This is a genomic window from Natronorubrum halalkaliphilum (assembly GCF_009834785.1).
GTDB classification, from domain to species: domain Archaea; phylum Halobacteriota; class Halobacteria; order Halobacteriales; family Natrialbaceae; genus Natronorubrum; species Natronorubrum halalkaliphilum.
The window spans coordinates 25,403-47,030 of record NZ_WUYX01000027.1 but is presented as its reverse complement, the minus strand read 5'-3'; the positions used below and the strand labels follow the sequence as shown (position 1 = coordinate 47,030).

Genomic DNA, 21,628 nt, shown 5'->3' with positions numbered 1-21,628 from the left:
GACTGCTTCCCGACGCTCATCGTCGATCGAACCGATCCGATCCTCGCGACTCTCGGTCCACGGATGATCTGGGACCGATGTGCCGATGCATCTCAGGGCCCGTTGCGGCCCCACCCGAACAAACGGCAGCAGTCCCAACAACGGCCACCCGAAATCGCGGTCACCACGTATAGCCCGCCGTCGCAATCCCTAACACAGTGGCCGGCGATCGAACGGGTATGAGCGACCTCGCCGACCGCGAATGGCGGCTGATTCGGGACGACCCCCGCGACGGGGCGACACAGATGGCCATCGAAGAAATAGCCGCACGGACGGCTCTCGAGGACGACCTGCGAACCGTCCGCGTCTACTCGTGGGAGCCGAGCACGCTCTCGCTGGGGTATCGACAGGACGCCGAGACGGTCGACTGGGACTACTGCGACCGAGAGGGGATCGACGTCACGAGACGACAGACCGGCGGCGGCGGGATCTATCACGATCGGTACGCCGACATTTCGTATTCGATCGTCGCGCCGGCCGAGGAAGTCCCCGGCAATCTGATGGACTGCTACGAACTGTTCTGTCAGCCGATCCTCGAGGGACTCCGCCGGATGGGCGTCGACGCTGACTTCGCGAGCGTCGAACAGTCCTCGATCTACCAGCCCTCCTGCTACCTGCGCGATATCAATCCGGCCCACGACGTCGTCGCACCCGCGAGCGCCGGCGAGGACGCGAAGAAGATCAGCGGCAACGCCCAGTATCGCCAGCGCGACGTCGTCATCCAGCACGGCTCGATAAGCTACGATCTCGAGCCGGCCCACCACGTCGGCGTGTTCGACGCGAACCTCGAACGAGAGACGTTCACCGACCGGGTGACGAGCATCCGCGAGGAAGTCGGAATCGACCGTACAGAGGCCGTCGACGCGCTCGCAACGGCGTTAGGTGAGTGGTGTGACGCCGAGGAAGCGGCGTGGCGAGACGGGGAACTCGAGGCCGCCAGCGACCTCGCGGACCGGAAGTTCGGTACCGATGCGTGGGTCCGGGACCGAGAAGTGCTCGAGGCGAGCGGACAGTAGTCCCGAAGACGGCAGGGGAGGCGAATACAGGCGTGTTACGAGCGCTGTTACCGATCGGTACGTTCGATGAAAACGGTGAAAGCGAGATCGGTTTCTCGAGTCGCCCACGATCCGAAGCGATCGATGGTTGGTTGTCGGTCGTCCGTCGTCCGTCGTCTGAACGCTCCGACGCCGTCGGTCAGCCTACCGGTCGCTGTCCGCAATCGCCTTCCAGCTCCAGCCGGCGAGGATAATCAGGGCGACCGCGAGGGCGAAGAAGACGCCCCACTGCTGAGTTTCGGTCTCCGCGATCGGTGCGAAGACGTCCATGACGCCGGTGAACTGCATCATCGCGACGACGAGCAACAGGAGCGACAGTATCGAGACGACGGCGATCCCGATCCAGTTGCGGGCCATCCACTGCCCCTCCTCCTCGGCCTCCTGCTTCGAGGTTGTGGGCTTCTCCGTTGGCTCTCGATCCGGTTCGGACATATATCCCCTTTGAAGGGACGTGCGGGAAACGGTTCCACCTGCAGACTCCGGGTGTGGGCGTGGGACCGCGATCGTCAGTCTCGGCTCGAGAGGACGGACCGGGGAGAAGCGGACTCGAGATCAGCGGTATCCGTGCGATACGGGTTATTCGAGTTAGTCGCGTTATTCAAGCATTCCGTCTCGACGCCGCCGCAACGTGCCGCGAACGAACGGCGTCGCCGGGAAGATTCCGAAGTCGAGTCGGTCGATTTCGTCGACCGCCAGCGCCTCGTGGCCGACGAACCGCGGAACCGTCTCCCGCGTGAGCTGACACCCGCCCGCCGTACGCTTCCAGAGGGGGTTGAGCAGATCCTGTCCGGTCCCGCGCCACCCGTCCGCGTGAACGTGCTCGAGAAACCGAAACTCGCCGTCCGGCTTCAACACTCGGACGACTTCCTCGAGCGCGGCGTCGGGATCCTGAACGGTACAGAAGACGATTCCGGCGACGACGACGTCGAAGCTGTCGTCGGGATAGGGCAACGACTCGGCGCGAGCGTCTCGGATATCGACCTCGAGACCAGTCTCTCGAGCGGTTCGTGCGGCCCGTTTGCGCATGTTCGGATCCGGCTCGATAGCGTGATACTCGAGGTCCTCGCCGGCCCCGTCGACGACAAATGGGAACATGTCGCCGGTACCACAGCCGAGTTCGAGAACGCGTCCCGAGAGCGCGCGTGTGAGATACTCGCGATGGGGTGCGAACAGGAACGATTGCGGGAGTAGATCGTAAAGCGCGGCGAAGATAGGATGGTCGACGTCGTGCTCGTGGCCGTGCCGATTTCGGGCGGAGTCGCCGGTCGAGGCGGGCATGTGCTAGGCAGTGACGGGAACGCGATTGATACCGGTTTCCCCGGCGATATCGACTCGGCGTCGCCCTCGTGTCACGGTTGACGAACGGCGCTGCGACGGCGACTGCTACCGGATCGTATTCGGGATGCAGTCGATCACGTCGGTCGCGAGAACGCCCGGGCCGTACTCGGCCGTCGCCAGTTCGCCGCTCTTGCCGAGGATCCACGCACCCAGTTCGGCCGCTTCGTAGCGCTCCATCCCCTGACCGAGCAGCGACGCGATGATTCCGGCCATCGTATCGCCCGTTCCGGCGACCGTCAGCGCCGACGTTCCCGTCTCGTTCAGTTCCCGCTCGCCGTCGGCGACGATTTCGTCGACGTCACCGGTCAACGTAATGACCGCATCCGTTTCCGTCGTGAAGGTTTCGAGGGAGCCGTATTTCTCCTGAATCGCATCGTCCTCCTTGCTGCTCGGCGTGAGCACCGCGTTCGAGAGGTCGGCCTCGAGCGCCGGTTCGATTGCGAGCGCGTCGACGACGGTGGGGATCTCGACGGTATCGATCGCCTCGCGCACGGCGTCTTCATCGGCGTCGACGAGTCCGGGACCGATCACGAGGGCGTCGGCCCACTCGCTCATCTCGCGGGTGCGTTCGACGGCGCTCTCCTCGAACTGTTCGCCCGCGTAGCGGTCTACGAGCAAGTTCGGTTCGTGGCTCGCGACGATTTCGTAGATCGGATCGGCCACGAACGCCCGAACGTGATCCGAGCCGGTCCGGAGCGACGACCGGCCGACGAGTGCGGGCTGGTTCGGATACTCGATCGCGCCGGCGACGATGCCGACGCGGCCGTTGTCGGTGCCGGTTTCCTCCGAAATATTCGAGAGCGTCCGCTGAAGGCGTCCCATATCCCCTATCCCGAACGGCGACAAGTAGGCGTTCGGCAGGCGTGTCCCGGGAGGTTTTCGACGTCCGTACCGACCGGCATCCCACACCCATCGTCTGCCACGACAAGACATAGGGCCTGGCCGTCGTAGTTCGTTCGAGACCCATGTTCGACGACAGAACCGACGCCGGCGAACGGCTCGCTGCCGAACTCGAGCGACGGGATTTCGAGGCCGACCTCGTCCTCGGGATTCCTCGCGGTGCCTTACCCGTCGCACGCCCGGTCGCCGACGCGCTGGACGCCGACCTCGACGTCGTCGTCGCCCGGAAGATGGGCGCGCCGGAGAACCCCGAACTGGCCCTCGGCGCGGTCGCCAGCGACGGCAGTGCCTGGTACAACGAGGCATTGATCGATCGGCTCGACGTCGAGGATGACTACCTCGAGGCGGTCCGGGAGGACGAAGCCGAAAACGCCAGCGAGAAGGCCGATAGATACCGAGAGACGCCGGGCCTGCCGGATCTCGACGGCAAGCGCGTGGTGGTCGTCGACGACGGCGTCGCGACTGGCGCAACCGCGAGAGCCTGTCTCCGGCAGGTCCAGGCGGGCGGCGGGACGTTCGTCGCGCTCGCCGTTCCGGTCGGCTCGCCACGCGGTATCGACGACCTCGAGTCGGAAGCGGACGAGGTCATCGCCCTTCGAACGCCACAGTCGTTCCGTGCGGTCGGCCAGTTCTACCGGGCGTTCGGGCAGGTAACCGACGACGAGGCGATCGAGTACTTAGAGCGGTGACCGACAGGCGGTCGAGTGCTACCCGGAGACGGGGCCGAGGAGGGTTCCGATTCAGTCGATCGAACGGCCTTCGTGGACCTCGTCAGTCGATCGGAATGCGAGTGACGCTCCGGGACGACGATCGGATCGGCACGTCGACGGTTTCGTCGGCGGGACGGGACTCGAGGTCGTCGAGCGTCCGCTGAATACCGAGGTGGTGGCCCGCGCCGATGACCGCGACGACGTCGTGGCCCGCAGCGCGGAGCGCGTGGAGTCGCGCGGCCATGGCTCGGTCGCGGCGATCGATCATCACGTCGGTGAGTTCCGGAAGGAGCGACCGCATCTGTTCGATGACCGGCTGGACGTCCTCGCCGCTGGTGACGTCTTCGAACGGGAGCGTCATGAGCTCGAATTGGGCGGCCTGCTGCTCGGGCCCCATCCGCTGGGCGCGGGCGAACAGTTTCGGGATCAGTTCGGGGCCGACGCGGGATGCGAGCGCGTTGACGGTCTCCGCGATCGGATCGTCGATGAGCGCGATGTCGACGTTCAGTTCGGCCGCAGTCTCGACGGCCACCTCCATGTCGGTTTGGCTGGGGTCGAGCCCGTACAACCGGACGACCGTCCGCTGAATCGTCCGCAGGACGGTGTAGGCGGCTGCCGTCGCTGGCGGCAGCTCCCGAAGCAGTTCTGCGGGACTCTGTCTGCCGTGTTTCTCGATACGGTCGTACCGGCGCTCGTCCAATTCGACGGCGACGATATCCGGCTCCTCCTCGCGAATCGTCCGCCGGACGCGACGGCGGTGTGTCGGCGAGAAGTGCACGCTCGGAACGAAGGTGATGGATCCCTGGGCGGACATTCTCCCCGAGATTCGGGCTCGACGGTCTTCAAACGGTGGCCTGCGCTAGCTTCGGAAGCGGAAAAACGGAACCGAACGACGGCCGATCAGGGCCACAGGCCGCGAGCCTCGTGGGCCTCGCCGACTCGCGACAGCGCGACGATGTAGGCCGCGTCGCGCCAGCTTACGTTCCGTTCTTCGACCTCGTCTCGCAGGGCCGACCAGGCCTCGGTCATCTCGGTCTCGAGTTCCCCGTGGACGCGCTCGAGGCTCCACTTTCGGCGGTTGATATCCTGGAGCCACTCGAAGTAGCTCACGGTCACGCCGCCGGCGTTAGCGAGAATATCCGGAATGACGTGGATGCCGCGTTCATCGAGGATCGCATCGCCGGCGAACGTCGTCGGGCCGTTCGCCCCCTCGACCACGATGTCAGCCGCAATGGCGTCCGCGTTGTCTTCGGTGATGACGTTGCCGACCGCGGCCGGCACGAGGACGTCGACATCGAGTTCGAGCAACTCTGCGTTCGAGAGCTGCGTCCCGCCGGCGTTCTGGGTCACCGCTTCGGGTTCGGTGTCGTGGGAGGGGACCGAAGCGACGTCGATCCCGTCGGGATCGTAGACCGCGCCGTTGACGTCGCTGATCGCGACGACGGTGGCACCCCACTCCTCGAGCAGGCGGGCCGCGTTAGCGCCGACGCTGCCGAATCCCTGCACGGCGACGGTCGTCTCGGAAAGCGGGTAATCGTAGTAATCGCAGGTCTCGCGCGTGATGATGGCAACGCTTCGGCCAGGGGCTTCCTCGCGGCCGTAGCTGCCGCCGACGACGGGCGGTTTGCCGGTGACGACGCCGGGGATGGTCTCGCCTTCCTGCATGCTGTAGGCGTCCATGATCCAGGCCATCGTCGCCGGATCGGTACCCATGTCGGGCGCGGGGATGTCTTTGGTCGGACCGATCGCGTCGCGGATCTCCTGGGTAAACCGGCGGGTGAGTCGCTCTTTCTCGTCGTCAGTCAGTGACTTCGGATCGACGACGATACCCCCTTTCGCGCCGCCGAAGGGGAGGTCCATCACGGCGCACTTCCAGGTCATCCACATCGACAGGCCGACGCACTCGTCGCGCGTGACCTCGGGATGATAGCGGAGTCCGCCCTTGTAGGGTCCGCGGACGCTGTCGTGTTGGGCTCTGTATCCCGTAAAAACCTCGACCGTGCCGTCATCGCGTTCGAGCGGGACGGAGACCTCGTGGACTTTCGCCGGATGTTTGAGTCGCTCGAGCGCAGCGTCGTCGATATCGATATGGGTCGCAGCGCGGCTGAGTTGTCGTCGCGCGGTCTCGAGTGCGCTTTCGGGCTCCGAGTCCGCCGATTCCCGTTGCTCCGTCGTGGGTGCTGACCGGTGAGACGAAGCCATGTTATTCGATCGGTGTCTGGCGGTTTCGCATATTCGCTCCGCAGTCCGGACACGCGCCGGGGGCCGCCGCGCGTACGACAGTCCCGCAACCGAAGCACTCGTAGGTCGATTCTTCGTCGGGATCGAGTTGGACGTCTTTCATGGTAGTATCAGTATCGGGGATCGCGGCGCTCAGTGCATTTAGGAATAATAGGGATATTAGGTTGAAGGTATTCGCTAGATAGTCACCCCCGCAGAACGGGAGGGGTTCATTATTCAACCATCGGGGTCGTATTTGCCGGAACACCGAGCTCGTCGAACAGCAGCGAGAGGAGTTTTCGCTGTACCGTCCGGTTGTGCCGGTAGAAAGCGGCGGCCGAGATGCCGAGCGTCTCCGCGACCTCTTCGCCCGACCGCTCCCGGGGCGACTCGAAGTAGCCGCCGTAGTAGGCCAGTTGGACGACCTCGAGCTGGCGGTCGGTGAGGCGGTCGAGAAGCTCCGAACGGAGGTCCCGGGGCGTGGTCCGATCGACGCTTCGCTTCGACCGAAGCTCGACGTCCGAGAAGGTCGTCGAGACGACGTCTGCGCTCCCTCTGGCGTCGACGCTGCGCGGCACGTCGACGACGACGTCCGCCCCCTCCGGCGTCGCTTCGACGCTGCGCAGGATGACCCCGTGGTCGGCCAGCCGAAGCGCGAGAAACGGTCGCGAGAGCTCCAACAGTACCGTTCCGCCGGTGGTGCTCGCCTCGCCGTCGTCGCCGTCTGCGTTTCCATCCACGTCGTCGTTCCCTTCATCATCACCATCGCTTTCGCCCTCCTCGCCGCGGATGACCTGCACGTCCTCGACGGTGACGAGATCCGCAGCGGCCGTCGCGATGTCCGAGGGCGACGCTCCCTCGACCGTGGCGAACACCGACGCCCCGTCCTCGTGCTGGCGAACGCCACCGTCGAACGAGACGGCGCAGTCGGCTCGCCGGGCGAGCCGGGTAAAGACGAAGTTCTCGTCTCGCACGTCGAACTCGAGTCGCGTACTCGCGTCCGAGAGGAGCGCACTCTTGCGCTCGACGGCAGCGATCGCGGAGGCGATGGTCTCACCGAGTTCCTCGAGGACGGTCCGGGTGACCTCGTCGAACGCCTCGGGGCGGTCGGCGTAGACGGCCAACACGCCGTAGGTAAACTCGTCGTAGGAGAGCGGAACGCTGATGATTGACTGGTACTCGCGCGTCAGCGCCTCCTTGCGCCAGGACTGCTCGCGATCGTGAAGCCCGTCGACGACGTTGGGAACGACGGTCACCTCGCGGTCGATCGCCGTCCTGACCGCCGGCTCCGTCGCCGGGCCCTCGAGCGAGAGCGAGACGCCGTCGAGGTAGTCCTGTCCCCGATCCGCTCCGCCGTGAGCCCGAGATTCGAGGCGTTCGCCGCCGGTGTCGGCCGAGCCGATCCAGGCGAAAGAAAACCGGTCGGCGGTCGTGAGTCGCTCGCAGACCGCGCGCTCGATCTCCTCGCGTGTCTCGGCCTGAACCAGCGCCTGATCGATTTCGCGGATAATCTCGTTGATCCGATTGAGCCGAGTAAGCTGGCGGTTTCGGCGCTTGAGTTCGCGATCCCGTTCGCGGAGCGTCCGTTCGCGTTCGACGCGGTCGAGGGCTGCTTCGGCCGTGGCCGCAAGCAGGTCGGTCAGTTCTCGAGCGACCTCGTCGAACGCGTCTTCGTCCGCTGAGCCCGCCAGGAAGACGCCGTGGTCTCCCAGCGGAACGAACGCGGCGCTCCGGAGCCCAGTCGTCGGGTTCGAGAGCCTCGGCGAATCGCGGACGTTCGCGAAGAACCGACTCTCCCGCTCGACGAAGACGTCACCCGGAATGCTCCTCGTACCGGCCCGCTGGGGCGACAGCGGCCCGTGGAGTTCGGCCAGACCCGACGAGCGGGCGGCCGGCTGCAGTACGTTTTCGTCGGTGTCGAACAGGTAGGCCGCGGTCGCCTCGAGGTCGAGAACGTCTGTCGCGTCCTCGACGACAGCGTTTGCTATCTCGCGATCGGTCTCGGCGTACAGCAGCTCCCGAGCGGTCTGGTGGAGCGCCGTCAACGCCTCTTCCCGACGTTTCCGCTTCGTGATGTCCCGGCAGCTGTAGAGCGTCGTACCGCCCTGAATCGAGACCTCCCGGACGTTGACTAACAGCGTGTGTTCCCGCCCCGCCTTGTCCGTCGCCGTACATTCGATGTTGGTCAGCACGCCGTCTTCCGCGAGTTCCTCGCGGTCGAAGAGCCCCGGACCGAGCAGGTCCTCGATCGTCCCCATCTCGTGGATCTCGTCGTCGCTGTAGCCGAAGATGAAGTTGACGTTCGGACAGACGTAGGTGAACGCCCCGTCGTCGTCCGTGATGAGGACCGTGTCGGTCATGTTGTTGAGCGTCACCCGGTGGAGCGCCTCGGATTCGCGGAGCTCCGCCTCGAGTCGAGCCCGTTCGGTGACGTCGGTCGCCTGGGCGAGCAGGGAGACGACGGCACCGGACTCGTTACGAACCGGCCGGATCGTCACCTCGAGCGTCCGCGGTTCGGTCGCGCTTTCGTCGTCGCCGTCGGTCTGCCCCCGCACCAACTCCCTGTGGGCGACGTTGCCGTCCGCCGCCCGATCGATCGCGTCTCGGATCACCGACTCGCCGTCTTCGAACTGACTCCACCACGACAGCTCCGAGAGCGGGTGATCGCGGATCTCCGATTCGCCCGCAGCGATCGACTCGCGGGCGGTTTCGTTGGTCCGCCGGATGCGGCCGTCGGGCGTAGCCACCCACGAGTAGGTCTCCGGATCGTCGAAAATCGCGCTGAACTGGCGGGCCCGTTCTCGGCGTTCTCGGCGGTCTCGACGGTCTCGTCCCGTCTCGATCGCGCGCTCGAGCGCTGCTGTAAGCGAATCGTCGCTCCGCGCTCCGGGAACGTACTCCGTCACGCCCGCGGCGACGGCCTCGCCTGCGAGCGACTCGTCGCCGTCCTCGCCCGGCGCGAGCACCACGGGGCACTCCGACTCGCGCTCGCGAATCCGCTCGAGAAGATCGAGGCCGGTCAGGTCCGCGTCCGGCAGTCGGTGAGGCGTTAGTACGCAGTCGAATCGACGGTCCGCGAGGGTCTCGAGGGCTTCGGCTGCAGTCGACACCGTAACCGGTTCGTCGCCGACGGTCTCGCGAAGACTCGAGCGAAGCGTCCCCTCCACGGTCGGCCGCAACTCGTCGGGGGCGACGACGAGGAGACGGGTTTCGTCGTCGGTCCGTTCGGAAACCATTCGTCCCCTCTATGAGCCCACAGTGATAGAAAGCATCGCTTTTCCTCGCTTTCTGGAGTCCCCTCTATGAGCCCGTCGCGGGCCGGATTCGAGCGCGTCCACCGGAGGCGAAGAACGCCGAAACCGTTTGTCAGGCGTACTTCTTCCAGACCTCGCGCATCGGTACCCAGCCGTCCTCGGGATCGACGCGGCCCGCGAGGACGGCGTTCAACACCGCACCCAGCAGGAGACAGAGGCCGCCGAGATAGACCCAGGTGAGGATGATGAGGACGGCGCCGGCGATTCCGAACAGGGCGATGCTTTCGGACGTCGCGACGTAGATGCGAAAGCCGACGGCCAGTACGGTCCAGGAGAGCGCAGCGAACGCCGTTCCGGGGAGTACCTCCCCGACCGAGACGTCCGGCTGGGGAAAGAGGTAGTACATCGGAATGAAGACGGCCAGCAGGAGGCCGGCGAGGAGAACCGCGCTGGCGGCCGTGGCCCAGACGCCACCGACCAGCACCGAGAGGCTGATTCCGACCACGCTGACCAGTGCGACGCCGACTGCGACCGTCGCCGTCACGAGCACGACATCGACGGCCGTGACGAGCGTCACCGTCGCGGCCGTGTTGACGTACGACTCCTTCTTTCGCGAGCCGTAGACGTCCGTAAACGCACTATTAACCGCCTGAAAAAGGCGAACCGCACTCCACAGAAGGATGATCAATGCCAGCAAGGCGGCCCGCATTCGATCCGCACCGTTCCCGGCCAACTCCTCGAGTCCGCCGTCGGTCACCATCCCCTCGAGGCCGGTCGCCGACTCGAGGGCGGCCACCAGCGGCTCGAGGGCGTCGACGAGCGTGATACCGACGAGCGCGAGGATGACCAGGGGGACGAGCGTGTTGAAGCCGTGGTAGGCCAGGCCCGCGGACTTGACGCTGATCTGGCGCTCGCGAGCGACCGCGGCGACGTCACGAACGAGCGAGAGGCGGCTCTCGGCCATGTCCGGATATCGACGACGGGTCGGAAATCGCTTTGGCCGGCACGCAGCAGGTGACGGAGACGGCATCCGGCGATTCGCGGCGAAAAGAACGGAGCGTCGTATCGGTTCGATCGGACCGTGCGAGTGCGTTATTCGTCGCGGACGACCGACTGGACGTGACCGACGACGCCGTTTTTCAGTTCGACCTGCGGCCCCTCGGGTTCGTCGCCGTAGATCGTCGCGACCTCGCCAACGAGCGGCTCCTGATCTTCGGACTGGACGTCCTGATCGCCCTGGACGATTTCGACAGTGACTCCCTGTCGCAGTTCTTCGGCGGATGGTCGTTCGTTGGACATGGGCGATGGTGAGTCGGTTGCGTCGAAAAGGGTGGTGCCTGCACTCGCGTCGGTCGTTTCGATGCTATTCGTCGTCGAAATCCAGTGCCGCCGAATTGATACAGTAGCGTTGGCCCGTCGGTTCGGGGCCGTCCTCGAAGACGTGGCCGAGGTGGCCGCCGCAGTTTTCGCACACGACTTCGGTCCGCTGCATACCGTGGCTGTTGTCCTGTCGCGTCTCGACGCGGCCGTCGTCGACGTCGTAGAAACTGGGCCAGCCACAGCCGGAATCGAACTTCGTCTCGGAGTCGAACAGTTCGGCGCCACAGCCGGCACAGACGTAGCTGCCGTCGTCCTTGTGGTCGACGTACTCGCCGCTGAACGGCGGTTCGGTTCCGGCCTCGCGCAGGATCCGATACTCCTCGTCGCTCAGTTCCGACCGCCACTCGCTGTCGCTCGAGGGCAGTTCGCTGTCGGAATCGTCTTCGTGAACCTGATCGTCCGCTTCGTGTTCCATACGCCGTACTAGAGCGGAGAGCCCCAAGAGTCTGTCTGCGGGCAACCGATGCTATCGACTGGTGATCACGTCCGTGCTGTTGCAGTCGGGGCACTGGGTCATGCGGCCCAGTTTCGGGACGTCGATCCGGAGCCAGGCGTCGTCGCCGCCGGGGGCTTCGAATCCGCAGTTGCGACACCGCGATTGGCCGAGGCTGACTGATTCGCTCACCATAGTAGTTTGTGTGTTAGCCTATCTCATAGGTGTTGTTCACGTCGTTCCTGACAGTCACGAATGCCGATCGGTGTCCCGAGTCGGATGGCTACCGATTTCACGGCCAGTACAGGCAAGGGAGGGTGTACCAACCCCGATCGACCGCAGAGAGCGAACGGGTCGACGACCCACCCGTAGGGAGGGGGAGGAGTGTTTTCCGTTTCACTTTCACTCGAGAGGATCACGCTGGACGGTGCGGGGGATCCCCGTGTGATGGGCATCTTCGTATTTCTGGGGTTTGAAAAAACGGAGTGCGAGATCCAGAGCGTCCGTTCTTACGTCGTAAGCGGGAACTTGAGTTCGGCCCGCGTTCCGCCAAGTTCGGGGGAATCGGTCAGGCTGAACGAGCCGCCGGATTTGAGGGCGGCCATATCGACTAACCAGAGACCCACGCCAGAGCCGTGTGTGAGAGTCGTTTCTGAGCGACTGTTCAAAGGCTTTATTTCACCTAATTCGATACCCGGGCCGTCGTCTTCGACCCACAAGATGCCGTGTTTTTCGTTGGCTTCGATGCACACCCGGAGCTGAATGTTCTCTCTGTCGTGGTGTCTGAGTGCGTTGTCAAACAGCTCACCCACTGCCTCGCCGACGAGCGGGTGACACTGCACGAGCACGCCGTCTTCGAGATCGGTCGTCACCGTTGCCGACTCGTCTGCGTCAATCGCCTGGGTGTACTCACCAACGAGTTCCGCCAGATCAAATTGCTCCAGTTCGGATGCAGAATCGATCAGCTTACTCAGCTCGGTTGCCTTCTCACTGTGTGCAAGCAGTTGAGCGCTGTCTTTCTTGATGCGCGTCAGTTCCTCGTCGTACTTGTTGGCCTCGTCTCGGTTCTCGATCACGCTCGCGTATCCGTCGATAGTCGTGAGGCGATTCCGGATATTGTGTCTGAACACCCGAGAAAAAATTTCTTTCAGTAGCTCGAGTTCCCGTTCGCGTTCACGAAGTTCGGTAACCTCTCGAAAGACGAGCACCGATCCGTTCGTCAAGCTACCGAGTTTGATTTGGCGCACGTCGAGGAGAAAGTGACGTTCCCCATCCTCCGTTCCGAACGTTAGTTCGGTCTGGTGTTGAAGACCCGTCTGGTGGGTGGACAGTGCGGGAAACCGTTCACAAATATCGTCGAACGGCCTCCCAACTATGTCGCCGCCGGTCCCTAACAGCTGCTGTGCCGGGGGGTTCGCGTCGACAACTATCCCGCTGCTGTCGACACTCACGACCGGGTCAGACATCGTTTCGATAATCGTCTGGCGACTCACGGGGACGAGACTGAACAACTGATACCGATACAGGGCGAGTCCCCATAGAAGCGACGTGATAAGAAAGGTGACTGGCGTCAAGTCGACGTATAGCGGAATCGTCTCAATGTTTCGAAGCAGATGCGTCTGTAACGCGCCCGGGACACCGACGACCCATCCAGCAAGCAACAGCAGAATCTGATTGCGATGTTGACCGTGTGCCCCTCGGAAATCTGCGAGCAACAACCCGACCGGTAACATCACCAGAAGGATAGCAAAACAGACGTGGACAAAATACCACGGTCCGAGGACGAACTCGCTGATTCCAACAGGATTGTCCGGCGTTTCAGGAAGGATGACGAGATGATGTGCCGGATTGGTCACCGCCAGCGCAAGTGTAACCGCGGGGACGATCATGGTCACCGCGATCAAGAATGGGGAGAGACGAATGCTGTCACGCTGAATATACTCCCACACGAGAAGCGCCCATCCGAACGCGACGATTAACTGGAAAAAGAATCGTCCCCCGAGATTGAGATGCACCGGCAGTACCGGAGACGGCCACGTCACGAAAATAAGCATTATGGACCAACCGATCATGCCGATCAAACAGAGCAAAAAACCACGAGCACCGGGTTTGTTCCGATTACGAAGTGCGTAGCCCGCAACGCCGATGATGGGAACAACAGAGATGAACATCAAAAGCACCATCGACTGAGCGAGCTGACCCATTCGTTTGGAGATATGGATACTACAATATAATAGTACATGCTACGATTGTCTTATAACCGACCGCGAAATGAGGATATTTTACCAACATCGACTCTATCCTGACTGAATGATGTGATCGAAAAGGTCGACCCGCCGGGTCGAGTTTCGGACCTCCTCAATTTTGAGACGGAGTCTTTCCCATTTTGACACAGCGCTACTTTCGACGAGCGACTTCACGTCTCTATCGCTTATAACCATTTCCTCGTATCCGCTGGCTAGGCGTTTCGTATCTTGCGCGCCGCGAAGAATATCTATCGACTCCGATAGGATCGCTGCGGTTCGATAAGCAGGACCGGTTACGAGTTGTCCGTGTTAGATACGACCTTGTCTTTGCTGAAACTGTATCGCGAGTACCGGTCGTCGCGGCAATTCGACGACGAACTCACGGCCGCGACCGTCAATCGGAACGGGACGGCGACGGTTCGATCGAGACCCGACTAAAATTCGTCATCCGATTCGAGGGACGGTCAGCTACATCATCGGGCTGGTCCTCCTCATCGACGGTGAACGTTGTTTCCTCGGAATCGCCGACGAGCGCGTCGATACGGTCCGAAACGTCGGTCGTCCCCTCGCCGTGATGACACGGCGCGACGTGGAGGAGGTCGTCGTTTTCGTCGAACTCCGCGAGCGCGACCGTCGGCAGCCGCCAGACGTCGTGACACTCGCCGGTAATCGACGATTCGATGTGCGTGTTCCGGAAGAACGGCTCAAGTCGTCGTCCGGTGCGAGCCGCCCACGACTCGAACGCCTCGAGTCGGGTTTCGATCCGTTGTAGCTGTGGAATTCGCGTTGTGCGGTCCGTTCGTTCGACTTCTTTCCCCCAGACGCCGACCTCGACCGACTCGATTTGCGCGTTCGACTCGAGGTCGTCGAGGCGCTCGAGGGCGCGTTCTTGGGTTGGGCCTGCGCTCGCGGGTGCGAACGAGCGGATCCATAGCTCGACCGTCTTCGGTGTAGTAGTGTGTTCCGACACGCCTGATCTCCGTCGAGGCTGTCGACGGACGTGTACAAAAGTGTTGACGCAACCATCGTTCCCACTGAACAGTCTTCTCAAGCGTTCTGTGGCGGATTGTCGGTCGTCGAGACGTCGGGGCGATGAATGAGGAACGGCAATTGGTTACGGTGGCGAGTGATCGTAGTCACCGGTTGCGAGATACGGGTCACCGATGGTCGGCGTCGCCGATTTCAAGCTGTGGATCGTTGATGATCGAGCGGTCGACAGTCTCGATAGCAGCCACAACGCACGAACGAAATCGACGGGGTCCAGAACGCACACATTCACGGTCCCCGGTCGCCAATCGGTGACCAATGACAGTTTCGCGAACCGTCGAACTCGAGGGCCACATTATCGACTCGGGGACGATGGGCATGTGTTTCGGGGTCGTGATGGACATGGGCGGCGAGTTCGAAGTCGAGGAGTTCGAGGTCGGTCGCCACAAGCACGCCGAGACCTACTGTCGGATGCGGGTGATGGCAGACACCGAGGAGGAACTGCGGGCGATCCTGCACGAACTCAACCAGCAGGGAGCGACCGTCGCCGATCCTCGCGACGCGACGCTGGAGGCGGCACCCGAAGACGGGGTCGTGCCCGTGGACTTCTACTCGACGACGAATCACCCGACCTACGTCCGCGTCGACGGCGAGTACGTCGAGGTCGAGGACGTGGAGATGGACTGTGCGCTGATCGTCGAACGAGCGGGTCAGGAGGACCCGCAGCGAGTCGGCGACGCCGACGAGAACGAGGACGGTGACAGCACCCGTGTGTACACGAAGGTCCTCAACGCCGTCGAGAAGGGCGACCTCGTCGTCACCGGCGAAACCGGGATCAGAGTCGAACCGCCCGAACGGCCGCGAAACGGCGGCGGCTCCTTCGGGTTCATGCAGGGCGGCGTCTCGAGCGAGCGACCCTCGGCGTCGCTGATCGAGGAAATCGCCGACGAGATGCGCGAGGTTCGCGAGAACGACGGCAACGTGCTCGTCGTCTGCGGACCGGCGATCGTCCACTCCGGCGGGCGGGACGCGCTCGCGGACCTCGTCCGTACGGGCTACATTGACGGGCTGAGCGCCGGCAATGGGTTCGCCGTCCACGACCTCGAGCGAGACCTCTACGGCACCTCGCTGGGCGTCGATACGGAGAGCCTCGAGCACCCTCGGAAGGGCCACAAACACCACATCTACACGATCAGCGAGATCGTTCGCGTCGGCGGGATTCCGGCGGCCGTCGACGAGGGGATCGTCGATGAGGGCGTGATGTACGAATGCGTTGAAAACGACGTTCCCTACGTGCTGGCGGGCTCGATCCGCGACGACGGCCCGCTGCCGGACACGATCACCGACTCGATCGAGGCCCAGAGCGCGATCCGCGAGCAGGCCCAGGAGGCCGACCTCGTCCTGATGCTCTCGACGCTGTTGCACTCCGTCGCCGTCGGGAACTGCCTGCCCTCGACCACCAAGACTGTCTGCGTCGACATCAACCCCGCCACGGTCACCCAGTTGCTCGATCGCGGCAGTGCACAGGCCATCGGCATGGTCACCGACATCGGGACGTTCATTCCGATGTTGGCCGAGGAGTTACTCGAGGAGTAGGCTTCGCGATCGCTGTTCCCGAAGTCCGCGCGAGTCACCGGGACTGATCGTGATACCATCGACGAGAGGATGCCAGTTTCGTTATGAGGCTCAAGCGCGAAGCAGTAGCCGATGGCAACCGGGACCGCACTCGCGGAGGCAACGCTCGAGACGCTTCCGATTACCGTCGCCGTACTCGACGGCGACGGCGAAATCTTATTGACCAACCGGTCGTGGCGCGAGTTCGGCCCGGACGACCACCGCGAAGACCACCTCGGCGTCAACTACATCGCGACCGCCGAGATGGACGAAGACGACGACGAACACGCCAGCCGCGCTATCGAGGGCATCGAGGCCGTCATCGCGGACGAGCAGGAGACGTTTGCGATGGAGTACCCGTGTCACTCGCCCGAGCGAAAGCAGTGGTTCCTGATGCGAGCGAGTCGGTTCACCGTCGACGGCGAGGTTCGCGTCTCCGTCATCCACCTCGAGATCACGGAGCGAAAGGTAGCCGAAATCGCCGTGGAGGAAACCGCCGCGGAACTTCGCGAGGAACACCGCGCACTCGAGCACGTCCTCGATCGGATCGACGGTCTCATCCGGGACGTTACCGACGCCGTCGTCAGCGCGACGACGCGCGACGAGATCGAACGGCGCGTTTGTGCGCGTCTCGCCGAGACCGAGCCTTACGTCCTCGCCGGTATCGGCCGGGCCGACGTTACCACCCGCCGACTCTCGTCAGTAGAGTGGGCCAGTGGCGGTGGTCTGCCCCTCGAGAACGACGATAACGATATCGTGCTCGACTCGGACGATAGCCACCCCGTCGCTCACACACTCGAGACGGGCGAGCCACAGGTCGTACAGGACCTCGACACGTCCGATCAGGCCGACGACTGGTTGCCGACGGACGCTTCCGAGACGTTCCGGTCCGTTGCGGCGTTGCCGCTGGTCTACGGCGACGTTACGTACGGCGTGCTCATCCTGTTCGCGGAGACGGCGGACGCCTTTACCGACCGGGAACTGACTGTCCTCGAGTCGCTCGCCGGAACGATCGCGACCGCGATGAACGCGATCGAGGCCAGACGGATGCTCACGGCCGACGGCGTCGTCGAACTCGAGGTGGCGATCCAGGACTCGTCGCTGTTCGTCGCCGCGCTGGCGGCCGAACTCGAGGCGACGCTGACGTACAGAGGGCTGACACACCGCAGCGACGGCACGCCGCTCGCGTTTTTCCACGCCGATCGCGTCGTCGAGGACGGTCCGTCGACGGACGATCTCGACGGGGTGACGGAGACCACGATCCTGTCGACGTACGACGAGGGGACGCTCCTCGAGGTCGCCGTCGCAGACGATGTTTTGACCGCGCTCTCCGAGCACGGGGGCGCGATTCGCCGGTTCGACGCCGGCGTCGGAGGGGCGGAAGCCGATCGCCGATCGGCGCTCACCGACGCTACCGTCGATCTCACCGTCGACCTTCCGAACGGCCAGTCCGCACGGTCGGTGTACAACCTCCTCGAGGAGCGATACGACGTCGTCGAACTGCTCAGCTATCACGAGACCGAACAGCCGATGCGAACCCGACAGGATATCGCGGCGCAACTGGAGTCGACGCTCACCGATCGCCAACTCACGGCGCTCCGGAAGGCCTACTACGCCGACTACTTCGAGTGGCCGCGCAACGTCTCCGGCGACGATCTCGCCGAGTCGATGGATATCTCTCGATCGACGTTCCACCAGCACCTCCGGACCGCAGAGCGGAAACTTCTCGACGAATTATTCGACGGGGACCCGCCTAGTAAGGGATAGCTATTTTATACGCACTTGTCGTATTCGTAACATCCCCCCATCGGTACAGGGTACGAGAAAGAGAATGCAACAGGAACACATCGACGCAGGCAAGGCCATCCAGAAGCGAACCGGTAAGACGTTCTATCTCGCGACCAAATTCCTCCCGGAACGCGTTCGCCACGCGACACACGTCCTCTACGCGTTCTTCCGGATCGCCGACGAGGTCGTCGACGATGCCGACGGTGTTCCTCCCGACGAACAGCGGGCCGAACTCGAGGCGCTTCGCGCACGGGCCCTCGGCGAAACCGAACCCGACGGGCCGGTCCTCGAGGCGTTCGACGAACTCCGTCGAGAGTACGATATCGCCGACGCCGAAATCGACTCGTTCGTCGACGCCATGCAGTCCGATATCGACACCTCCCGCTACGAGACGTACTCGGATCTCGAGACCTACATGCGCGGCTCGGCGGCCGCGGTCGGCGTGATGATGACCGCGATCATGGATCCCGACGATCGGGAGGCGGCGCTTCCGCACGCGGTCAAACTCGGGGAGGCCTTCCAGATGACGAACTTCCTTCGCGACGTTCGCGAAGACGTTCTCGAGCGCGATCGGATCTACCTGCCGCGGAAGACGCTCCGCGCACACGGCGTCTCGGCCGAACAGATCGAACGCCTCGAGTACTCGGAGTCGTTCGCGACGGCTATGGCTTCGGAACTCAAGCGAACGGAAGCGCTCTACCGGGAGGGCGTCGCCGGGATTCGGTACCTGCCAAAGGACTGCCAGCTGCCCGTTCTGCTCGCAGCCGTTCTCTACGCGGAACACCACACCGTCATTCGCGACCAAGAGTACGACGTGTTAACCCGGGAGCCGTCGCTCTCGCCGACGCGGAAACTGTGGTGTCTCGCGAAGACCCGCTGGCACTGGCACTGGAACCGCGACCCCGAAGCCGTCTTCCAGCGCGTCTCCGCCGTTCCCGCGCTCGAGACGGATCATCTCGGTCCCGGTCACGGCGGCCGCGTGCCGACGCAGTAGCGTGAATCGACCGAGATCCATATCAGCGTCGATGATACATCTCGACCCGGCGAAAATGCACTGAGACGCTATGTCGCGGCTTCTGACCGGTATTCGACCGGCGTCTTTATCCCTCTGTATCCGATCTTACGGGATACCGACGAAGGGGCAGCCGGCTGCGGGTACACCGTCGCCGTGACGGCTTTCCGGGTGCAATTTACACCGATTTATTTCGAGTTATACCGCGGCTCCGATCCGGAGAGCCGCCGACTGCCCTCTCGAAAACCCTATGAGTCAACTGATACACCCCACCGAAGCGGACGTGCTCGGGCTCGAAACCGGCCTCGAAGCGCTTCGGACGAGTTCTGAGTTTCCCGGCCCCGTCGAAGGAGTAGCCGACCACGAATCCTACGACCACCTCGCGCTCATCTACGAGAGTCAGGCCGAACAGTTCGCGACGGCGATTCCGTACATCAGAAAGGGGCTCGAACGCGGGGAGCGATGCGTCTATATCGCCGACGAAAACGATACGGAAGAGATACTCGAGGCGCTGCGAGACGGAGACGTCGACGTGGACGAGGCGCTCGAGTCCGGTGCGCTCGTCATGTACACCGCACAGGATTCTTACCTCCGTAACGGGGATTTCGACCCCGACGACATGATCGCGTTCCTCGCGGATATCATCGACGAGGCGGCGGCGGAGTACGAGGGACTCCGAATTACCGGCGAGATGACGTGGGTGTTCGGCGACGATCCGCCCCTCGAGGAACTCATCGAGTACGAGGGCAAACTCAACCAACTCCTCCCGAACGCGAACGGAATCGCGCTCTGTCAGTACAACCGCGAGCAGTTCTCCGCGGAGATCCTTCGAGATATCATTAAGACCCACCCGCATCTGGTCTACGACAACACGGTTTGCCAGAACTTCTACTACACGCCGCCCGAGGAGTTCTTCGGTCCCGACCAGCCGGACCGCGAAATCGACCGGATGATGGGGACGCTGCTGGACCGCACCGAAGCCCGTACCGAACTGCAAGAACACCGCGAGCATCTCCAGCGGCAGAACGAAATCACGGGCGATCCCGACAGTTCCTTCGAAGAGAAACTGGACGACCTCTTCGAACTGGGTTGTGAACGGTTCGGTCTCGAACTCGGCGCGATGGCGCGCGTCGATCCCGACGAGGACTGGTTCGAAATCGAGTACGTCAGCGACGACCACGATCATTTTACGCCCGGTGTCGAGCTCCCGCTCTCGGAGACCTACTGCACTGCTGCCACCGAGATCAAGGCGACCGAAAGCGTTTCCGATCCTCGAAAGGACGGGTACGACGATATCACCATCTACAGCGAGTACGGGATACGAACGTATCTCGGCACCTACATGGAGATCGACGGCGGAACCGATCGGACGTTCTTCTTCGTCTCGTCAGAACAACGGGACGAGCCGTTCACGGACGAAGAACGGACGTTCCACCGCCTGATGGGCCAATGGGTTACCTATCAGCTCGAGCAGGACAAACAGGAACACCACCAGCAAACGCTGTATACGATCGCAGCAGACCCCGATCGATCGTTCGAGGAAAAGCTACAGGCGATGTTCGACCTGGGCTGTGAGCGGCTCGATCTCGAACTGGGTGGCCTGGCCCGGATCGATCCGGCGACCGACTCGTTCGAAGTGGAGGCCGTAAGCGACGACCACGAACACCTCGCGCCCGGTGCACAGGCCCCGCTCTCGGAGACGTACTGTCGGTCGGTCGTCGACGGCGAGCCGACGGCCGGCATCACTGCACCCGAACGCGACGGGTTCGGGAACAGCGTCGCCTACGAGGAGTTCGGCGTCGAAACGTATCTGGGCACGCGAATCGAACTCGAGAACGAGCCCGATCGGACGTTCTTTTTCGTCTCGTCGGACTCGCGAGACCGGGAGTTCTCGGACGCCGAACGAACCTTCCATCACCTGATGTCTCAGTGGGTCACGTACGAACTCGAGCGAGAACAGCGCGAACGAGCGCTCGAGGCGTCGAACGAGCGGTTAGAGCAGTTCGCCTACGCGGCCTCCCACGACCTCCAGGAACCGCTGCGAATGGTCACGAGCTACCTCAAACTGCTGGAGGATCGGTACGACGACACCCTCGATTCGGACGGCGAGGAGTTCCTCGCATACGCCGTCGACGGCGCCGATCGGATGCGCGAGATGATCGACGGCCTGCTGGAGTACTCCAGAGTCGAAACCCGAGGCGATCCGTTCGAGCCGATGGAACTCGAGACGGTCTTCGAGGACGTGCTGGCGGATCTACAGCTCCAGATCGACGAGAGCGAGGCCGAAATCACGGTCGCGGAGCTCCCCCGCATTCAGGGTGACGCCAGTCAGTTGCGGCAGGTGTTCCAGAACTTGCTCTCGAACGCGATCACCTACAGCGGCGACGAACCACCCCGGGTTTACGTCGACGCGACGAAGCGGGGCCGGGAGTGGGTGATTTCGGTCCGCGACGACGGTATCGGGATCGATCCCGAGGATCAAGACCGCGTGTTCACGGTCTTCGATCGGCTCCACAGCCGCGAGGAGTACGACGGGACCGGGATCGGGCTCGCGCTCTGTGAGCGGATCGTCGAGCGCCACGGCGGCGAGATCTGGGTCGAAAGCGAACCGGGCGAGGGGGCGACGTTCTCGTTGACGCTCCCCGTTGCGGC

19 protein-coding genes are annotated in these 21,628 nt (G+C 63.3%); 6 read left to right on the top strand and 13 right to left on the bottom strand.

All coding sequences use genetic code 11. The annotated features are described in order from the left end of the window. The first annotated feature begins 218 nt into the window (after nt 1-218). Nucleotides 219-1,055, top strand: coding sequence for a lipoate--protein ligase family protein (locus GS429_RS08005; RefSeq protein WP_160064373.1), 837 nt, complete (start codon nt 219-221; stop codon nt 1,053-1,055). A gap of 183 nt (nt 1,056-1,238) precedes the next feature. Here GS429_RS08005 and GS429_RS08000 read toward each other — a convergent pair whose 3' ends face one another. From GS429_RS08000 to GS429_RS07990, 3 genes are all read right to left on the bottom strand, one after another. Continuing rightward, a complete protein-coding gene (locus GS429_RS08000) occupies nt 1,239-1,526 on the bottom strand; it encodes a hypothetical protein (RefSeq protein WP_160064371.1) in 288 nt (95 codons plus the stop codon). Nucleotides 1,527-1,688: 162 nt separating this feature from the next. Then, entirely contained in the window at nt 1,689-2,372 is a 684-nt protein-coding gene (locus tag GS429_RS07995) for a class I SAM-dependent methyltransferase (RefSeq protein ID WP_160064369.1), read from the bottom strand. Between the two features lie 105 nt (nt 2,373-2,477). Continuing rightward, nucleotides 2,478-3,254, bottom strand: a complete 777-nt coding sequence (locus tag GS429_RS07990) for an NAD(P)H-hydrate dehydratase (protein WP_160064367.1) — start codon at nt 3,252-3,254, stop codon at nt 2,478-2,480. Nucleotides 3,255-3,397: 143 nt separating this feature from the next. Here GS429_RS07990 and GS429_RS07985 point away from each other — a divergent pair, with 143 nt between their 5' ends. Next, complete coding sequence (locus GS429_RS07985; protein ID WP_160064365.1) at nt 3,398-4,021, top strand: phosphoribosyltransferase; 624 nt, start codon at nt 3,398-3,400, stop codon at nt 4,019-4,021. An 82-nt stretch (nt 4,022-4,103) separates the two neighbouring features. On the opposite strand, the gene GS429_RS07980 is transcribed toward GS429_RS07985, so the two are convergent. The 10 genes from GS429_RS07980 to GS429_RS07940 all read right to left on the bottom strand — a co-directional run bounded on the left by GS429_RS07980 (nt 4,104) and on the right by GS429_RS07940 (nt 14,545). Further along, a complete protein-coding gene (locus GS429_RS07980; RefSeq protein ID WP_160064363.1) occupies nt 4,104-4,856 on the bottom strand; it encodes a TraB domain-containing protein in 753 nt (250 codons plus the stop codon). Nucleotides 4,857-4,942: 86 nt separating this feature from the next. After that, nucleotides 4,943-6,244, bottom strand: coding sequence for a glutamate dehydrogenase GdhB (gene gdhB / locus GS429_RS07975; RefSeq protein ID WP_160064361.1), 1,302 nt, complete (start codon nt 6,242-6,244; stop codon nt 4,943-4,945). 1 nt (nt 6,245) lies between these two features. Further along, a complete protein-coding gene (locus GS429_RS07970) occupies nt 6,246-6,386 on the bottom strand; it encodes a rubrerythrin-like domain-containing protein (RefSeq protein WP_160064359.1) in 141 nt (46 codons plus the stop codon). A gap of 109 nt (nt 6,387-6,495) precedes the next feature. After that, on the bottom strand, nt 6,496-9,498 hold the full coding sequence (locus tag GS429_RS07965; protein ID WP_160064357.1) for a bacterio-opsin activator domain-containing protein: 3,003 nt from the start codon (nt 9,496-9,498) through the stop codon (nt 6,496-6,498). A 130-nt stretch (nt 9,499-9,628) separates the two neighbouring features. Continuing rightward, complete coding sequence (locus GS429_RS07960) at nt 9,629-10,480, bottom strand: YihY/virulence factor BrkB family protein (protein ID WP_160064355.1); 852 nt, start codon at nt 10,478-10,480, stop codon at nt 9,629-9,631. A gap of 128 nt (nt 10,481-10,608) precedes the next feature. Then, complete coding sequence (locus GS429_RS07955; protein ID WP_160064353.1) at nt 10,609-10,815, bottom strand: DUF2196 domain-containing protein; 207 nt, start codon at nt 10,813-10,815, stop codon at nt 10,609-10,611. Nucleotides 10,816-10,879: 64 nt separating this feature from the next. Then, nucleotides 10,880-11,311 (bottom strand): peptide-methionine (R)-S-oxide reductase MsrB, encoded by a 432-nt coding sequence (msrB, locus tag GS429_RS07950; protein ID WP_160064351.1) that lies wholly within the window; start codon nt 11,309-11,311, stop codon nt 10,880-10,882. A 51-nt stretch (nt 11,312-11,362) separates the two neighbouring features. Beyond that, nucleotides 11,363-11,524: a hypothetical protein gene (locus GS429_RS21795; RefSeq protein WP_201293985.1), complete on the bottom strand. Its 162-nt coding sequence runs from the start codon at nt 11,522-11,524 to the stop codon at nt 11,363-11,365. 314 nt (nt 11,525-11,838) lie between these two features. Continuing rightward, nucleotides 11,839-13,533 carry a histidine kinase N-terminal 7TM domain-containing protein gene (locus tag GS429_RS07945; RefSeq protein ID WP_160064349.1) on the bottom strand — a complete coding sequence of 565 codons (1,695 nt, stop codon included), beginning with the start codon at nt 13,531-13,533 and terminating at the stop codon, nt 11,839-11,841. A 436-nt stretch (nt 13,534-13,969) separates the two neighbouring features. Further along, nucleotides 13,970-14,545 carry an HTH domain-containing protein gene (locus GS429_RS07940; RefSeq protein WP_328821298.1) on the bottom strand — a complete coding sequence of 192 codons (576 nt, stop codon included), beginning with the start codon at nt 14,543-14,545 and terminating at the stop codon, nt 13,970-13,972. 335 nt (nt 14,546-14,880) lie between these two features. Here GS429_RS07940 and GS429_RS07935 point away from each other — a divergent pair, with 335 nt between their 5' ends. The 4 genes from GS429_RS07935 to GS429_RS07920 all read left to right on the top strand — a co-directional run. Continuing rightward, nucleotides 14,881-16,158: an ornithine cyclodeaminase, nickel-pincer nucleotide-dependent gene (locus GS429_RS07935; RefSeq protein ID WP_160064347.1), complete on the top strand. Its 1,278-nt coding sequence runs from the start codon at nt 14,881-14,883 to the stop codon at nt 16,156-16,158. A 111-nt stretch (nt 16,159-16,269) separates the two neighbouring features. Further along, nucleotides 16,270-17,943: a bacterio-opsin activator domain-containing protein gene (locus tag GS429_RS07930; protein ID WP_160064345.1), complete on the top strand. Its 1,674-nt coding sequence runs from the start codon at nt 16,270-16,272 to the stop codon at nt 17,941-17,943. Between the two features lie 64 nt (nt 17,944-18,007). Next, nucleotides 18,008-18,958, top strand: a complete 951-nt coding sequence (locus tag GS429_RS07925; RefSeq protein ID WP_160064343.1) for a phytoene/squalene synthase family protein — start codon at nt 18,008-18,010, stop codon at nt 18,956-18,958. Between the two features lie 268 nt (nt 18,959-19,226). Beyond that, a partial coding sequence (locus GS429_RS07920; RefSeq protein WP_160064667.1) for an MEDS domain-containing protein occupies nt 19,227-21,628 on the top strand: 2,402 nt, incomplete at its 3' end.

Excerpts from the sequence above, each read along its gene's own strand:
- GS429_RS08005 (WP_160064373.1), top strand. The coding sequence starts at position 219 with ATGAGCGACCTCGCCGACCGCGAATGGCGGCTGATTCGGGACGACCCC.
- GS429_RS08000 (WP_160064371.1), bottom strand. The coding sequence starts at position 1,526 with ATGTCCGAACCGGATCGAGAGCCAACGGAGAAGCCCACAACCTCGAAG.
- GS429_RS07995 (WP_160064369.1), bottom strand. The coding sequence starts at position 2,372 with ATGCCCGCCTCGACCGGCGACTCCGCCCGAAATCGGCACGGCCACGAG.
- GS429_RS07990 (WP_160064367.1), bottom strand. The coding sequence starts at position 3,254 with ATGGGACGCCTTCAGCGGACGCTCTCGAATATTTCGGAGGAAACCGGC.
- GS429_RS07985 (WP_160064365.1), top strand. The coding sequence starts at position 3,398 with ATGTTCGACGACAGAACCGACGCCGGCGAACGGCTCGCTGCCGAACTC.
- GS429_RS07980 (WP_160064363.1), bottom strand. The coding sequence starts at position 4,856 with ATGTCCGCCCAGGGATCCATCACCTTCGTTCCGAGCGTGCACTTCTCG.
- gdhB (WP_160064361.1), bottom strand. The coding sequence starts at position 6,244 with ATGGCTTCGTCTCACCGGTCAGCACCCACGACGGAGCAACGGGAATCG.
- GS429_RS07970 (WP_160064359.1), bottom strand. The coding sequence starts at position 6,386 with ATGAAAGACGTCCAACTCGATCCCGACGAAGAATCGACCTACGAGTGC.
- GS429_RS07965 (WP_160064357.1), bottom strand. The coding sequence starts at position 9,498 with ATGGTTTCCGAACGGACCGACGACGAAACCCGTCTCCTCGTCGTCGCC.
- GS429_RS07960 (WP_160064355.1), bottom strand. The coding sequence starts at position 10,480 with ATGGCCGAGAGCCGCCTCTCGCTCGTTCGTGACGTCGCCGCGGTCGCT.
- GS429_RS07955 (WP_160064353.1), bottom strand. The coding sequence starts at position 10,815 with ATGTCCAACGAACGACCATCCGCCGAAGAACTGCGACAGGGAGTCACT.
- msrB (WP_160064351.1), bottom strand. The coding sequence starts at position 11,311 with ATGGAACACGAAGCGGACGATCAGGTTCACGAAGACGATTCCGACAGC.
- GS429_RS21795 (WP_201293985.1), bottom strand. The coding sequence starts at position 11,524 with ATGGTGAGCGAATCAGTCAGCCTCGGCCAATCGCGGTGTCGCAACTGC.
- GS429_RS07945 (WP_160064349.1), bottom strand. The coding sequence starts at position 13,533 with ATGGGTCAGCTCGCTCAGTCGATGGTGCTTTTGATGTTCATCTCTGTT.
- GS429_RS07935 (WP_160064347.1), top strand. The coding sequence starts at position 14,881 with ATGACAGTTTCGCGAACCGTCGAACTCGAGGGCCACATTATCGACTCG.
- GS429_RS07930 (WP_160064345.1), top strand. The coding sequence starts at position 16,270 with ATGGCAACCGGGACCGCACTCGCGGAGGCAACGCTCGAGACGCTTCCG.
- GS429_RS07925 (WP_160064343.1), top strand. The coding sequence starts at position 18,008 with ATGCAACAGGAACACATCGACGCAGGCAAGGCCATCCAGAAGCGAACC.